The sequence below is a fragment of the Streptomyces sp. NPDC016562 genome (assembly GCF_043076955.1).
Classification (GTDB): Bacteria; Actinomycetota; Actinomycetes; order Streptomycetales; family Streptomycetaceae; genus Streptomyces.
Genome location: NZ_JBIBRZ010000001.1, coordinates 961485 through 975905 on the forward strand (window position 1 = coordinate 961485; position 14421 = coordinate 975905).

The 14421-nt window shown below is 72.1% G+C and carries 13 protein-coding genes; 5 read left to right on the forward strand and 8 right to left on the reverse strand.

Annotated elements, in window-relative coordinates:
• Positions 1-2 precede the first annotated feature (2 nt).
• Complete coding sequence (locus tag ACF059_RS04425; RefSeq protein ID WP_392051180.1) at positions 3-3521, forward strand: CHAT domain-containing protein; 3519 nt, start codon at positions 3-5, stop codon at positions 3519-3521.
• Between the two features lie 220 nt (positions 3522-3741).
• Here the strand turns inward: ACF059_RS04425 and ACF059_RS04430 are convergent, their stop codons facing one another.
• Positions 3742-4221 carry a hypothetical protein gene (locus tag ACF059_RS04430; protein ID WP_392051183.1) on the reverse strand — a complete coding sequence of 160 codons (480 nt, stop codon included), beginning with the start codon at positions 4219-4221 and terminating at the stop codon, positions 3742-3744.
• Positions 4222-5190: 969 nt separating this feature from the next.
• Between ACF059_RS04430 and ACF059_RS04435 the strand changes: the two genes are divergently transcribed.
• Complete coding sequence (locus tag ACF059_RS04435; protein ID WP_392051186.1) at positions 5191-6213, forward strand: hypothetical protein; 1023 nt, start codon at positions 5191-5193, stop codon at positions 6211-6213.
• Between the two features lie 93 nt (positions 6214-6306).
• Here the strand turns inward: ACF059_RS04435 and ACF059_RS04440 are convergent, their stop codons facing one another.
• The gene (locus tag ACF059_RS04440) at positions 6307-6912 is read right to left on the reverse strand and encodes a TetR/AcrR family transcriptional regulator (protein WP_392051189.1); all 606 of its coding nucleotides are present in this window, start codon (positions 6910-6912) and stop codon (positions 6307-6309) included.
• Positions 6913-7027: 115 nt separating this feature from the next.
• On the opposite strand from ACF059_RS04440, the gene ACF059_RS04445 reads away from it, so the two are divergent.
• Complete coding sequence (locus ACF059_RS04445) at positions 7028-7921, forward strand: class I SAM-dependent methyltransferase (RefSeq protein ID WP_392051192.1); 894 nt, start codon at positions 7028-7030, stop codon at positions 7919-7921.
• 17 nt (positions 7922-7938) lie between these two features.
• Here ACF059_RS04445 and ACF059_RS04450 read toward each other — a convergent pair whose 3' ends face one another.
• Positions 7939-8766, reverse strand: coding sequence for an SUKH-3 domain-containing protein (locus tag ACF059_RS04450; RefSeq protein WP_392051195.1), 828 nt, complete (start codon positions 8764-8766; stop codon positions 7939-7941).
• A 219-nt stretch (positions 8767-8985) separates the two neighbouring features.
• On the opposite strand from ACF059_RS04450, the gene ACF059_RS04455 reads away from it, so the two are divergent.
• Entirely contained in the window at positions 8986-10377 is a 1392-nt protein-coding gene (locus ACF059_RS04455; protein WP_392051198.1) for a (2,3-dihydroxybenzoyl)adenylate synthase, read from the forward strand.
• Between the two features lie 52 nt (positions 10378-10429).
• On the opposite strand, the gene ACF059_RS04460 is transcribed toward ACF059_RS04455, so the two are convergent.
• The 5 genes from ACF059_RS04460 to ACF059_RS04480 form a co-directional block, all read right to left on the reverse strand.
• Positions 10430-11032, reverse strand: a complete 603-nt coding sequence (locus ACF059_RS04460; protein ID WP_392051201.1) for a dihydrofolate reductase family protein — start codon at positions 11030-11032, stop codon at positions 10430-10432.
• On the reverse strand, positions 11029-11889 hold the full coding sequence (locus ACF059_RS04465; RefSeq protein WP_392051205.1) for a metalloregulator ArsR/SmtB family transcription factor: 861 nt from the start codon (positions 11887-11889) through the stop codon (positions 11029-11031). Before ACF059_RS04465 ends, ACF059_RS04460 begins: the two co-directional genes overlap by 4 nt.
• Positions 11890-11974: 85 nt before the next feature.
• The gene (locus ACF059_RS04470) at positions 11975-12433 is read right to left on the reverse strand and encodes a hypothetical protein (protein ID WP_392051208.1); all 459 of its coding nucleotides are present in this window, start codon (positions 12431-12433) and stop codon (positions 11975-11977) included.
• On the reverse strand, positions 12430-12672 hold the full coding sequence (locus ACF059_RS04475; protein WP_392051210.1) for a hypothetical protein: 243 nt from the start codon (positions 12670-12672) through the stop codon (positions 12430-12432). The genes ACF059_RS04470 and ACF059_RS04475 overlap by 4 nt, the downstream gene beginning before the upstream one ends.
• 166 nt (positions 12673-12838) lie before the next feature.
• Positions 12839-13306 carry a MarR family winged helix-turn-helix transcriptional regulator gene (locus ACF059_RS04480; protein ID WP_366865214.1) on the reverse strand — a complete coding sequence of 156 codons (468 nt, stop codon included), beginning with the start codon at positions 13304-13306 and terminating at the stop codon, positions 12839-12841.
• Positions 13307-13366: 60 nt separating this feature from the next.
• On the opposite strand from ACF059_RS04480, the gene ACF059_RS04485 reads away from it, so the two are divergent.
• Complete coding sequence (locus tag ACF059_RS04485; RefSeq protein ID WP_392053048.1) at positions 13367-14287, forward strand: SDR family oxidoreductase; 921 nt, start codon at positions 13367-13369, stop codon at positions 14285-14287.
• Positions 14288-14421 lie beyond the last annotated feature (134 nt).

Here is a 14421-nt window from a genome sequence, read left to right on the forward strand (position 1 = left end):
GCGTGAGCGGCAGGCCCGCGAGCGGACCGGCCGAGCGGTTCTCCGAGGCGTTTCGCGTAGCCCGGCACAGCGCGGACCCCGTGTCGGTCGAGAAGGCGATCGACCTCGGCCGTGCCGTGCTGGCCGCCGAGGACGTGGGCGAGCGCGGCGAGGTCCTCTCCCATCTCGGGGGCCTGCTGCAGATCCGCTACCACCAGACCGGCGACTTCGCGCTCCTGCAGGAAGCCGTCAAGCACGTCACGGAGGCTTACGTCCGGGCGTACGACAGCCCAGAGGAATCGGCCCGCCGCGCCAACAACCTCGGCATGCTGCTGCACACCGCGTACCTGCAGAACCGGGACCACGAAACCCTGGCCGACGCGCTGTACTGGAGCCGGACGGCCGTCGAGGAGGAACCGTCCACGGACAAGGCGTTCTACCTGGGCAACCTCGTGGTCGCGCTGCGGACGGCTTTCGCCGTGGACCGGGAGCTCGGTCCCCTGGCGGAAGCCATCGAGCACGCGCGGGCCGCCGTCGCGTGCTCCCCCGACGACGAAATCGCCGCGACGAGCCTGCACTTCCTCGCCGTCGTCCTGCGCGACTGGATCCATGACACCGGTGAGACGGATGTCATGGAAGAAGCCGTCGATGCCGCACGGCGAGCGGTGGAACTCACGCCGGCCGGGTCGTCGGACGTGCTCGACCGGTTGAAGAACCTCGCGTACCTGCTCGACGACCACTACCAGGCCCGCGGAGCGCGGGACGATCTGGCCGAACTGCTCCGGGTCCGGCAGACGCTGGTGGCCCACACCCCGGTCACCGATCCGCGGCACACGCAGAACAGCATCGAGCTGACGACCACGGAACGAGACTGGGCCGCGCTCACCGGCGAGCTCCCGCGATGGACCCCCGGCTTGGAACGCGCCGACGCCGAAGCCGAAATGTGCGGCCGGTACGCCGCCAAGTTCCTGCGGACCCGGGACGCGGCCCTGCTCCAGCGGGCGATCGAGCACGGGCGCTCCGTGGCGGCGGCGACCCCAGCCGGGCACCCCAACCGTGGCGTGCGGCTGGACCACTTCGCCACGGCGCTGGCCACCCACGGTGAGGAGTTCGGGGACCACGCCGCGCTCGCGGAGGCCGTCGCCATCGAGCGGGAGGCGATCGCGTGCACGTCGGCGGGCCATCCCCGACGGGTCCAGTTCCTGGGCAACCTCGCCGTCAACCTGTACGCGTTGTTCCGCGCGACCGGAGAGCTGGCCCACGTCATGGACGCGATCGACGTCGCTCGCCGTACGGCCCACGCCACCGTCGGGCAGGGTGAGCACCCCCGTTCGCTCGGGATCCTCGCCGTCATGCTGCACAGCCGGTTCCTGGTGACCGGTGAGGTGCAGGTGCTGTCGGAGGCGGTCGACCACGCGCGGGAGTCGGTCCGCCTCGGCGCGAACCTGGTCGTCGGGCAGGCCCAGCGGCTCTCCAACCTCGGCACCATGCTGTCCGACTGGTTCACCGTGACCGGCAAGGCGAGCGTGCTCGACGAGGCGATCGCCGCGCAGCGCGCGGCCGCGGACGTGACGGCGGACGACGACCCGAACCGAGCGGGGCGGCTGGCCAATCTCGGCGGTGTGCTGGGGATGGCGTATGAAAAGTTCGGCGACCGGAAGGCGTTGTGGGACGCGATCGCCGCGCGTCGCGCGTCCGTGGCAGCGACTCCGGAGGACAGCCCGCACTGGCCCCAGTACGCCGTGAGCCTGGCCGGCGCGCTCGGCGACTGGTGCACGAACCCCGTCGCACCCGCCGGCGCGCGACGCGAGCCGCCGGATCCGCAGGTCATCGCCGAGGCGGTCGCCCTGGCCCGGAGTGCGGCGCGCAGGCCCGAGCAGGAGGCCTATTCCAGGGCGGGTTTCCTGACCGGCGTCGCCGACGTCCTCGCGCTCGCCTTCCGGCACCTCGGCGACGGCGACGCGCTGACGGAGGCGCTCGACCACTACCGGGAGGCGGCGGCGTCCGCCGGATCGCCGGCGGAGAGCCGGGCGGAAGGGGCGGACCGGTGGGGTCGTCTGGCCGCCGAGGCCGGGCGGTTCGACGTGGCCGCCGAGGCCTACGCCGTCGCGGTCCGGCTGCTGCCCCGGCTCGCCGGGCGCCGCCTGGGCCGCGAGGACGCCCAGTACTGGCTCGGGCGGTACGCCGGGGTCGCCGCCGACGCGGCCGCGTGCGCGCTGGCCGTCGGTGACGAGGTGAGCGCGGTGACGCTGCTCGAATCCGGACGCTGCGTACTCGCCGCCCAGGCACTCGACAGCCGCGGCGACCTGTCCGACCTGCGCGCGCGGGCACCTGAGCTTGCCGACTGCTTCGAGGCTCTCACCAGGGAGTTCGAAACCGACACCCCCAGAGACCGCGTGGCCCTCGCCGACGAGCTCGACGCGGTGATCGACCGGATCCGCGCGCTGCCCGGGATGGAGCGGTTCCTGCGGCCCCCGCTGCTCACCGACCTCACCGCGCAGGCGCACGAGGGCCCGATCGTGTACGTCAACGTCAGCCGGCACCGGTGTGACGCGCTGATCGTCACGCCGGACGGGGTCCGGTCACGGGCGCTCGACGGGCTGAGCGAAGAGGCCGTGAGTCACCGCGTACACGCGCTGCACACCGCGTTCACCGAGGGGCGGCTGGTCGCCGAGCGGACGATCCACGACACGCTCGCATGGCTGTGGGACACCGTCGCGGGCCCCGTGCTCGGCGAACTGGGGCTGACGGCGGAACCGGCCGCGGACGGTCCGTGGCCCAGGATCTGGTGGGCCCCGGTCGGGCCGCTCAGCCTGCTCCCCCTGCACGCGGCGGGCCACCACCGCGACGGCGGACCTGCGCTCCTCGACCGCGTCGTCTCCTCGACGACCCCGACGATCCGCGCTCTGGCCCACGCCCGCGCGAGCCGCCGCGACGACCGGAGCGAGCCGCGGCTTCTGGTGGTCGCGATGCCGCACACTCCGGACGCCCCGGACCTGCCCGGCGCACAGGCGGAAGCCGACCACCTGGCCGCTCTCATACCCGGCGCCACGGTCCTGGTCGGCGCGGAGGCGACTCGTGACGCCGTTCTCGACGCCTTGCCGGCCAGTGGCTGGGCGCACTTCGCCTGCCACGGGTACAGCGACCCGGACAACCCTTCGGACAGCCACCTCGCGCTGCACGACCACGACCGCGCGCCGTTTCGGGTGCTGGACCTTTCTCGGCTGCGCCTGCGGAACGCGGAGTTCGCGTTCTTGTCGGCCTGCGACACGGCCCGCACCACCGCGCGCCTGTCCGACGAGGCGATCCACCCGTTGGCGGCGTTTCAGATAGCCGGGTTCTCCCAGGTGATCGGCACGCTCTGGCGCATCGACGATGTCGTGGCACCAGCCTTCAGTCAGCAGATCTACGACGAGTTGACGGCGGACCGATCCGGCGCGTTGTGCGCGTCGGCGGCGGTCCATCGCACGGTCAGGAAGCTCAGGACGAAGTACCCGAACCTGCCGTCGGTATGGGCCGCCCACGTCCACGCGGGCGCCTGATGCCGCGCACGCCGTCGTACCGAAGCTTGATCCGCAGCCGCCTCGACCAGCTGCGTCGGGGAGTCGTCGTGCGGTTACTACAGGCACCGGCGGGGCACGAAAGGCGATCATGGAAACCCTGACGCTGCCATGTTCAGGCGGCTGATGGACGGGCCCGTGCTCCCGCGCGGGACGGAAGCGACGGGGCCCCATCTGGTGTTCCGGGGAGCAGTCCCCAAGGCTATTCGTCGTCCTCGTCCTCGGGTTCGGATTCCCTTACGAACCAGAGGTCGAGGGTGTACTGCTCAGCCGTGGAGCACTGTTTCCATGCTGCTCCGATCCGGTCCGCGCCCCATTGCTCATCGACAGCGCGCTGAAGGCACGCGTCGTAGTAGGCGGCCGTGGCGTCCCGGCCACTCCATGCCGCGTGCCCGTCGTAGACACCGGGCCGAGGCAGATCCATCATGCCCGCCGGCCCGAAGGTGAGCTGGTTGACGACGAGTTGGCCCGTCTCTGATTCCAGAGAGACAGGGACCGTGCCCTCAGCGTCTTCCGGGGGCTTCTGAGGGGTGTCCCAGACCCTGATGGTGACTTGTACTTCGATGTCGGGCTGAAGGCTGTGCAGGTAGAGGTGATACCCGTTTCCGGCGACTACCTGAGTCCTTGACTGTTGCAGCGCCTCCTCGTCGCCGAGGTAGGCGTCAGAGTCGTAGACCTCCACGACCCTGCGGTCCGGTCGGGCGGTGGTGCTGTACTCGGTGATTGGAAGCGAAGGGGTACTCGTCACACCGGAGTCTCGTCCCCTTGTGATCACCCCACACATCGTTGCATGTAGCGATGGCCTTTTCCCGATTCTTCTCCTGCTTGTCCTTGTCGATGAGGCGGTGGAGGGGCTCGGTGGCTCCGGGCTCGGGACGTTAAGGCCTCTCATGGCAGGCAGTGCGGGTCCGGTCGATGGGACGTTCAGCGGAGGATTCGGCCGAGATGGGGCCGAGTTCGCGCCAACTGTGGGCGGTAGGTGCCGGGACGGCTCGGTCGGCGCGGGGTGGGATGGGGCTCGCCCTTCCTGAGCTCGGGCTGCGGCGCCAAGGCCGGACGGCTGCGCAGCCTGGTCGCTGACGGAGCGTCAACTGCGTTGCGTAGTCGTGCATTGACGCACAGGCAATGTGACATGGCAGTGAGCCCATGGCATGCTTCCGCCTTGTTACCCGCGAGTACTACACCGGGTAACACCGGCTGACCCCCCTCTCACCATCGCCGGAGGACCACTGTGCGTGCCTTCACCAGGACTTTCCTGGCCCCTGTCACTCTGACCGCGTTAGCCCTCGCTGCCAGCGGATGCTCTTCGCCTTCCAGCGCGGCCGGTTCTGCCGCCGCTTCCCCTTCCGCCGCCCGCGCGTCCGCCTCTGACGGCTCCCAGCAGCTCGACGTCGCCGCGGCGCCCGCCGGTGCGGCCACCCCTGCGGCCGTGACGCGGCCGGGCGCGGGCGGCTCAACGGCGAGCAAGACCTCACTCAAGGTCGCCTCGTTCGACAAGGGCACCGGACGGGCCGTCATATCCCAGGCGCAGAAGAGCTCCCCTAGCGTTAGCGCCGCTCCCGGTGCCAAGCCTTCCGCCTCCGCTTCAGCCCCTGGCACTGGCTCTGCCCCCGCCCCCGTCAAGGCGGGCGACATCATCGCCAGCGCCCCGGTGCCCGGCGCCCCCGACGGCGTGCTCGCCGAGGTCACCAAGGTCGGCGCCCAGACCGCTCAGGGCACCGAGGTCGAGACGAAGCCGTCCGACCTCGGCGCGCTCCTCGCCGACGACAAGGCCGAGGGACAGGTCCCCGTCGACCCGTCGACCGTAGGCGTCGAACCCCTCCTCCAGGGCGTGAAGGTCTCCTGGGCCAAGACCGGCGGCGCCAGCTTCGGGCCCAACGGCGCCAAGCTGCCCCTCGGCAGCCTGCGCCTCGACGTCGGCACGGCAATCGCCACCGCCGAGGACGCCCCCGCCTCAGCGGCCGCCTCGGTCTCCGGATTCGTCCAGCTCGCGCCCGAGGTGGAGTTCGCGTACGACGGCAGCGCACACCGGCACCACCTCGGCATGTCCGGCGCCTGGCAGGCCCAGTGGCAGCTCAAGGGCCGGGCGGCCGGCGGAGTCAAGCACCGCATCCCGTTCGCCAAGCTGCACGCCGACCCCGTGATCCAGGTCGGCTACGTGCCCGTCGTCGTCAACCTGGACCTGACCTGCTACCTCCAGGTGGAGGCGGACGGCCGCATCACCCTGGACGTCGAGCAGAACGTCAGCGGTGACTTCCGGGTCGGCGCCGACTACGCGAAGGGCAAGGGCTGGACCCCGGCCAGCAGCTCGAACGTCAAGAGCTCACCGGTCAAGGCGTCGGTCACGGCCGCGGGCACCGCGAAGACCACCCTGGGCGCGGAGGCGTCCGTCGGCCTGTACGGGGTGGTCGGGCTCGCCGCCGACTTCGCCCCGTACCTGCGCGGCGAGGCCACCGCCACCGCGGCGGCGGCCACGAACGGCGCCGCCTCGGCCGTCGCGACCTGGGGCCTCTACGGCGGCTTCGACCTGAACGGCCACCTCCAGTTGCAGCTGTCCATCTTCGGAACTCCGCTGCTGGAGCACCGCATTCCGCTGGGCAGCCTCTCGCGCGAGTGGCCGCTCACCAGCGGCGGCGCAGGCGCCTCGGCCTCGCCCAGCCGGCCCGCCGCCTGATCGCTCCGCCGGACCGGCACACAGGTGCCGTTACGCCGACCAGCCCCCGGTGGCCTTCGCCGCCCGGGGCTGGTCGGCGTATCGGGTTCTCCATCAGGGGCGCCCCTGCGGGTCGGGGCCGAGCAGGACGGCGAGCAGGCGTGCGGTCGTGTCGCGCGCATCCGCGCTCTCGCCGGGCGCGCGCGTCATCAGCAGGTGGTGGACGGTGCCGACGAGGGCGAGGGCGATCGTGGCGACGTCGGCCCCCGGGTCCACCCGCCCGCAGTCCTGCTCCGCCCGGAGGTAGGCGGTCAGGGAGTGCTGGATCGCGTCGAACGCCGGCGCGCCGGACCGGAAGCCCTCCCGCGTGTGCTGGGCGGCCGCCGGGCGGGTCATGGCCAGTCCGACCACCGCGGGGTGCAGGGATTCCAGCAGGGCGAGCGCGATCTCTTGGAGGTTGCCCTCGACGCTGCCCTGGCCCACTCGGGCAACCAGCCCTTCCGCGTGGTGGGCGCTGCGGGCGAAGCGGTCCAGGACGAGTTCGGCGATGAACTCGTCCAGGCCGGTGAAGTGCGCGTGCAGGACCCCCTTGCCGCAGTCGGCTTCCGTCGTGACGGCACGGCTGGTCAGGGCCGCGGCGCCGTCCCGCGCGACCACCCGCTCCGCGGCTGCGAACAGCCGCTCCCGCAGGTCCGGAATCGCCACTCCCCGAGGTGACACAACAACCCCTTCCACCAAGCCTGTTGCACGTATGGGCAAGTGCCCATACTGTTTGGGCACTTGCCCATACTAGGGGGCGGGGCGCTTGGCGTCCCCGCCGGGACGGATGCGCCGCATGGACCAGTTCGCCACCACTGCCACCACCTCCACCACCGCCGCCACCGCCAACACCGCGCAGGCGCAAGCCTGGAACGGCTACGAGGGTGCGCAGTGGGCCCGCAGCCAGGACCGCTGGGACGCCATCAACGACGGCTTCAACCAGAGCCTGCTCGACGCCGCCGACATCAGCGCCGGCGACCACGTGCTGGACATCGGCTGCGGAGCCGGCCGCACCACCCGCCTGGCCGCCCGGCGGGCGAGCGAAGGCCGGGCCGTGGGTCTGGACCTGTCCGGTCCCATGCTGGAGCGGGCCCGGGCGAGCGCCACACACGAGGGGGTGCGCAATGTGTCCTTCACCCAGGGCGACGCCCAGGTCCACCCGTTCGAGCCCGGCTCCTTCGACGCGGCCATCAGCCGCTACGGCATGACCTTCTTCGGCGACCCGGTCGCCGCCTTCACCAACATCCGCGGCGCCCTGCGTCCCGGCGGCAGGCTGGCCTTCATCTGCGCGGCGGAAGCCGAGTCCAACGAGTGGCTGCGGGCACTGGCCTCGCTGGGCGACATCCTGCCGCTGGGAGGCTTCGGCGCGCCCGGCGCTCCGGGGATGTTCTCGCTCACCGACCCCGACCACACCCTCGCCCTCCTGGCCGCGGCCGGCTTCGAAGGGGCCCGCGCGCAGCGCGTGGAAGCCGCCGGGAACTGGGGCAGGGACGCCGAGGACGCGGCGGGTTTCCTGCTCGACTCGGGCCCCGGGCGCCACCTGCTCAGCCAGGTCACGCCCGAGGTGCAGGAGCGCGCCCGCGGGGCGCTGATCGAGGCCCTGCGCCCGTACGAGGACGCCGGCGCGCTTTGGCTGCGCAGCAGTTCCTGGCTGGTCACGGCCGTACGGGAGCGGCCCGCCCACGACTGAGGCCCCGGGTGCGGGCCTCAGTGGTCGGGGTCGGGCATGTGGACCGGCATCACCCCGAGGACGAGGTTCTCCATGGCCTCGGGCATACGGCCGAACCGGGCCAGCCAGTTGTCCACGACATACAGTTCGCCCTGCTCGTCCAGTCCGAGGAACGCGTGACCGTGGTCGAGTTCGCCCACGGGGAAGAGGCAGCGGCTGATCTCCTCGCCCCACTCGCCGAAGCGGTCGTCCTCGCCCAGCGCATGCAGGGGATGGAGGGAGAACGCCTCCCGTGCTCTGGTGATCCCGGGACCACCGCCGGCCACCGTCAGGCCGCCGAACTCGCGCAGAAAGCCCTCGGCGGCAGCGTGCACACGAAAGCCGTCCGCTTCCAGCTGCTCTCGCCACACGGTCGTGTCGACGCTTCGCCCGGGATACCAGCCCGCACCACGCAGCACTGTTTCCGCCTCAGCCGACCAGACGTGCGCCTCCTTACCCTGAGCTGCCTGCCGGTCATGGATCAGATCGGCTGCGAAGGCGACCGCCTCGACGGGATCGGCCGTCTCGAAGCCGACACGGTCTCCCCCACTCGTACGGCCTACGACCTCATACGCATCCGGGCGGGCAAACATCGCTGGAAGCGGCCCATGGCCCTGCTCCTCCCAGCTGTCGGAAGCCGACAGGCTGAGCTGTCGCATCGAGATCCACGGATACATCGCACTCAGCAACGGCTCGCGCCTGGCTGCCTGGAGCAGGCACCACAGGGACGGCGCGGACTGCTCCTCCTCAGCCGATCGAGGACGATTCGTCTCCAGGAGCTCCGCCCAGGCCTCCTCGGGGCTGCGCTGCGCGCCTTCAGATCCCATGTCCCCCACCATGTGGCACGGTCACCGAGCCCGTCAACGACGAAAGTCTCCGGGCCCATTTCTCCTGATCAGCGGCGCCGGTTGGGCTTTCCGCTGAGGGAGCGCAGCGTCCTTGGTCGGGACCGCGCATTGCGCAGAAGGGCGTTGGCCGATTGGACTGCCCAGGTCAAGTCGCCGGGGTCGGCCCCGAAGGCCCCGGCCTCGTACTGAAGGAAGCGGATGCCATCCATGCTCGACGGCTGTACGCCCTGGCCGGAGGAGTTCGTCGACCGCTACTGGGCAGCCGGGCACTGGCGTGGCAACACGTTGGACAACCTGCTGCGCGGCTGGGCCCTGCAGTACGGGCCGCGGACCGCGCTGGTGCACGGTGCCACCCGCCTCACGTACGCGCAGCTGAACCGGCGCGTGGACCGCATGGCGGCCGGATTCCGGCTGCGCGGCCTGCGGGCCGGGCAACGGGTCGTCGTTCAGCTCCCGAACGTGCCCGAGTTCGTCATCACCGTCTTCGCGCTGATGCGCGCCGGCGCGGTGCCGGTGCTCTGCCCGCTTTCGTCCCGCGGGTCCGAGGTGCCGCGCCTCGTACAGGTCACCCAGGCCGTCGGCTACGTGGGGCCCTCGACGTACCAGGGCTTCGACCACACGGCGATGGCCGCGGACATCGCGGCCCGAGGGCCGTTCCTGCGGCGGGTGTTCACCTGGGAGGCCCCGGGCGAGGAGACCCCGTATGGCGGTCTGACGACCGACCCGTCGGGCTGCCAGTACAGCCCGCTGGGCTCCATCGACGCCCCGCCCGAGCCGGCGCTCGCGCAGAGCGCCGACGAGGTCGCGTTCTTCCTCCGCTCGGAAGCTACGAACGCTACGGACGCTAGGGCTGCTGCGGCCGGGACGCCTCTGCTTGTTCCGCGCACCCACAACGACTACACCTACCAGGCGCGGGCTGCCGCCGAGTTGGTGTCGCTCACCGAGGACGACGTGTACCTCGCCGCGCTGCCCGCCGACGGCGCGTTCGCCTTCGGCGGCCCCGGCATCGTCGGCACCCTCTCCGTCGGCGGCTGCGTGGTCCTGGTCGAAGGCCCCGACCCCGCCGTATGCCTTCCGGTCATCGAGAGGGAGCGGGTCACCGTCACCACCGTGGGACCCGCCGTCGCCCGGCGCTGGCTCGACGCACGGCCCGCCGTCCGGGCCGACCTGAGCAGTCTGCGCCTCGTACAGGTCAGCGGCGAGGCGCCCCTGCCGCGGGCGACCGCCGAACGGATCGGCCCCGCATGGGGCTGTCGCCTCCAGCAGGTGTTCGGCATGGCCGAGGGCTTTCTCACCCTCACCCGGCCCGGCGATCCGGCCGAGGCCGTCCTCACGACGCAGGGCCGCCCGCTCTCGCCCGACGACGAGGTCCGCGTGGTCGGCGCCGACGGCCGGGACGTGCCGGACGGGGAGCCGGGCGAACTCCTCGTCCGCGGTCCGTACACCCTGCGCGGCTACTACCGGGCGCCCGACCACAACGCACGCTCCTTCACCGGCGACGGCTACTTCCACACCGGGGTCCTCGCGCGGCGCGCGGCGGACGGCGGCCTGGTGGTGACCGGCCACCTCGCCGACGACAGGGTCCGGTGAGTCACAGCCCCTCGGTGACCCCGATGCGGGGTCCGCTGGAGCGGGGACCCGCTCAGCGGGCCCGGTCGTAGACGAGGGCCAACGTGCCGTGCTCGCCCGCGCGCTGACTGACGAGTTCCCACTGGTCCGCCGGGAGGCCGTCGTCGAAGAGGCGCGGCCCGCCGCCGAGGAAGACCGGGAAGACGGTGAGCGCCAGCCGGTCCACCTTGCCCGCGGCCAGGAGCGCCTTGATGACGCTCGCGCTGGAGAGCACGAGGATGTCGCCGCCTTCGGCGGCCTTGAGGTCCGCGACCACCTCGGCGGTCGGCTTGTCGACGATCGTCGTCCGCTCCCACGGCGCGTCAGCGAGGGTCGAGGAGAGCACCACCTTTTCCGTGTCGACGAGCCACTTCGCGAAGCCCTCGTCACGCGGGTCGGCCCCCTCCATGCCGATGACGGTGGGCCAGAAGCCCAGGAACCCCTCGGCGTTGACCCGGCCGAGCAGAGCGGTCGTCGCCGGTGCCCAGAGGGCGGCCAGGTGGTCGCGGGCGACGTCGGTGTGGGCGTACGGCATCACCCAGCGCATGTCCTGGGGGTTGTCCGGGGCGGCGTAGCGGCCGTCGAGGGAGAGGCTCATGTTGACGACGACCCTGCGGCCGGCGGTCTGCTCTGTCACTTCGTGCTCCTCGTGTCGATGCCGTGCGGGTCCGCCGCGATGACCGCCGCGAGCGTGTCGAGGCTCTGGCCGAAGCCGATCTCGATGCCTGCGATGAAGTCCGCGGAGTCGACGGTGCTGTCGGTGATCCGGAAGTGGACGTCGAGGTCCGTGCCGGCGTCGCCCTCGGTGGGCCGCAGGTCGTACTCGACGTGGGCGGTGAAGGCGGGGCCGCCGCCGGGAAGCAGCGGGGAAAGCCGGTAGGCCAGGCGCTCACCGGGGCGTACGTCCTCGACCACGCCCTCCGCGCGCCCTGCGACCAGGTCGGAGCCGTCGGCGTCCTCGGCGTCGCGGTACTCCTGCACGATCCGCCCGCCCACGCGCGCCTCGAAGACGAGCTCGCTGACGCGGAGGTCGTCGGGCGTCCACCACCGGGCGAGCAGCGCGGCCTCGCTCAAGTGGCGCCAGACCAGCTCGGGGCTCCCCACCAAAGACCGCCGGAACCTGAACGAACGGCCGTCGGCCCACCCCGGCTGCTGCGCGGCGAGCCGCTCCGCGTCGAGGCTGAGCGCGTGGCGTGCGTAGGTCGCGAGCGGGCCACCGCCCTCGGGGCCCTGCTCCGCTGTGTCCGCGAGCCGGGTGAGCGCGGCCGCGAGGTCGCGCAGGGGCCCGGGGCGGAGCGCGTAGACGCGGCGCTGTCCGGTGCGCTCGGAGGTGACGACGCCGGCGCGCTCAAGGGTCTGCAGGTGCTTGGTCGTCTGCGGCTGGCGCGCCTCGGCGAGCTGGGCGAGGACGCCGACCGAGCGGGGGCGCTCGGCCAGCAGGCTCACGAGCCGCCAGCGGGCCGGGTCGGCCAGTGCGGTGAGGAGTGCGTCCATGACGGCAAGTATTCACGACAACGAATATTCGCGTCAAGGAATAGTCGCGCGCCGCGGACGGAAGAGCAGCTGAAGGCCGGGGCCCCTATCCGTGCGTCGAACGGTAGGTAGCCGTTCCGCCGGTATCCGCGACGATCGTGGGGCAGACCGCGCAGGCGGCCGCGCCGCGTTGCGCGAACCACCGGCACGTACGCCGGATGCCGCAGGTGGGCAGCGGCGCGTCTGCCCGCAGCGCGCCTGCGCTCGGGCTCGGGGGCTCGTCGTCAAGGACGTGGTCGATCACCCCGCAGTCCGTCCCGGTCCATTGCGGGCAGGCACCTTCGGAGCAGGGGCCGGTGAAGCGGTACCGGCCCTCAGGACGGCCGGTCGCCTCCAGCCGGTCGGCGAAGGCGGCGTCGACGAGCACGGGCATGGGCAGGTACGCGAGCCGGCCCGATCCGGTCATGGCACCCAGCAGGGACGCGCCCTCGTGACAGGCGACGCTCGGGCACGCGCGCGGCTGCCCGAGCGGCCCCTCTTCCTGGCCGGCGGTCACCGTACTCACCGCTGCAGCCCGACCTCCGCGGCGGCGAACTCCTGCAGTTGCTGGACCACGCCCTCCTTCGGGATGCCGTGCCACCAGACCTTCGGGTCCAGCCGCACCCCGACCGCCTCGCGCGGCGCGAGGTCGCCCAGGGCGAGCGCGCCGGCCTGGGCGATGGCGAGACTGACGCGGGCCTGCTGTTCTTCCGTCAGCTCCACACCGGTGACGACGAACTTGAACTCGTTCTTGCTGTTCTGCATGGCATGCCCTCCGGAAGGGTCGGCGCCCTCAGCGCCGGCGAGGTCGGGATGCCCGGTCCTGGCGGGCGATCCCCCACGCGACGCTAGAAGGGGCAGCGCGCGGCCGCGATTCCCCCGACCCGAACGGGTGGCAGCGACTCCCCCTGCGGGCCACTCCCCCGGCGGGTCACTCCCCCTGCGCGCCCTTCGCGGCCTTGAGCTTGCGCCACACCGCGCCCAGGGCCTCCAGGTCCTGCGCGTCGAGCAGGTCCGTGAAGACCGGCGCCAGGGCCTCGCGCCGGGTGGCGTCCGCCGCGGCGAACACCGTGCGCCCGGCCTCCGTGAGCGAGACCTCCACGGAGCGCGCGTCACGCGCCGACGGCGTACGGGTCACCAGGCCCCGGCCCTGGAGGGCGTCCACGACCCGGGAGACCTGGCTGCGACTGAGCAGGGTGCTGTTGCCGAGTACGGAGGCGGGTACGGGCTCGGGGCTGGAGGCCAGCCACAGCATGACCTCGAACCACGACACGGGCAGGTCGTGGGCCTTCACGAGGGCCTTGTCGACGCGGTCCGTCATGGTCGTACCGGCCCAGACGAGCCCGTAGAACGCGTAGTCGGCGGCCGGCATCTCGGCCTCGGTGAGCTTCTTCGGCATGTCAGGCAGTCTACGGGTTGCGTGTGCGCACACATAAATTTATAGTGTGTGTGCACGCACATAAATCCGACCGATTGTGAGAGGTCCCCCATGACCACGTCCTCCTCCCCCGCCACCACCCCCGGCATCACCCCCGACGCCCCGCTGCGTACCGTCCTGATCACCGGCACCTCCTCCGGCATCGGGTTGGCCGCCGCCATCGCCGCCGCACGGGCGGGATGGCGCACGGTGGCCACCCTGCGGGACACCGGCCGGGCCGACGCCCTGCGCAAGGCGGCCGCCGAGGCGGGCGTCGAGATCGACATCCGCCGCCTCGACGTGGTCGACGAGGCGTCCGTCGCCGCCGCCGTGGACGGCGTGATCGCCGACTACGGCCGCCTGGACGCCGTCGTGAACAACGCCGGCGCCGGACACCTCGGCACACTCGAACTCGAATCCGTCGCCGACGTCCGCCAGGTCATGGAGGTCAACTTCTTCGGCGTGCTGAACGTCTCCAAGGCCGCGCTCCCCCACCTGCGCGCCACCGGAGGCCGCCTGATCACCGTCACCAGTGTCGGCGGGGTCATCGGCCAGCCCTTCAACGAGGCATACTGCGCCGCCAAGTTCGCGGTGGAGGGGTACATGGAGAGCCTGGCGCCCGTCGCGCGCGCCGTCGGTGTGAGCGTGTCCGTCGTCGAACCGGGCGCGGTGGCGACCGAGTTCGTCAACAACATCGGGCTCGACCTCGACGCCCGGATCGCGGCGGCCGGACCGTACGCCGACAGCCTGCGGCACTACATCGACCGTACGGTGGCCCAGTTCGCCGGTGACGCCGCCCAGACCCCGGCCGGCGCGGCCGAGACCGTCATGGAGGCCCTGACCGCCGAGCGCCCCGCCTTCCGCCTCCAGACCTCGCAGTGGGCCCGCGACTTCACCGCGACCAAGCTGGCCGACGGGGACGGCGCGGCGGTGCTCGGCATGACGGGAACCTGGGTCGCCTGACACCGCCCCCAGGCTCCCGCGCCACCGGCGTCACCCCGACTCCCCGCCACGCCCACCTGCGGGTGAAGCGCCGTCAACAGCGCGACGGCGGCCCCGGGAGCCCCGGGACACTAAGGCGCGGTACGGGCAGCCGT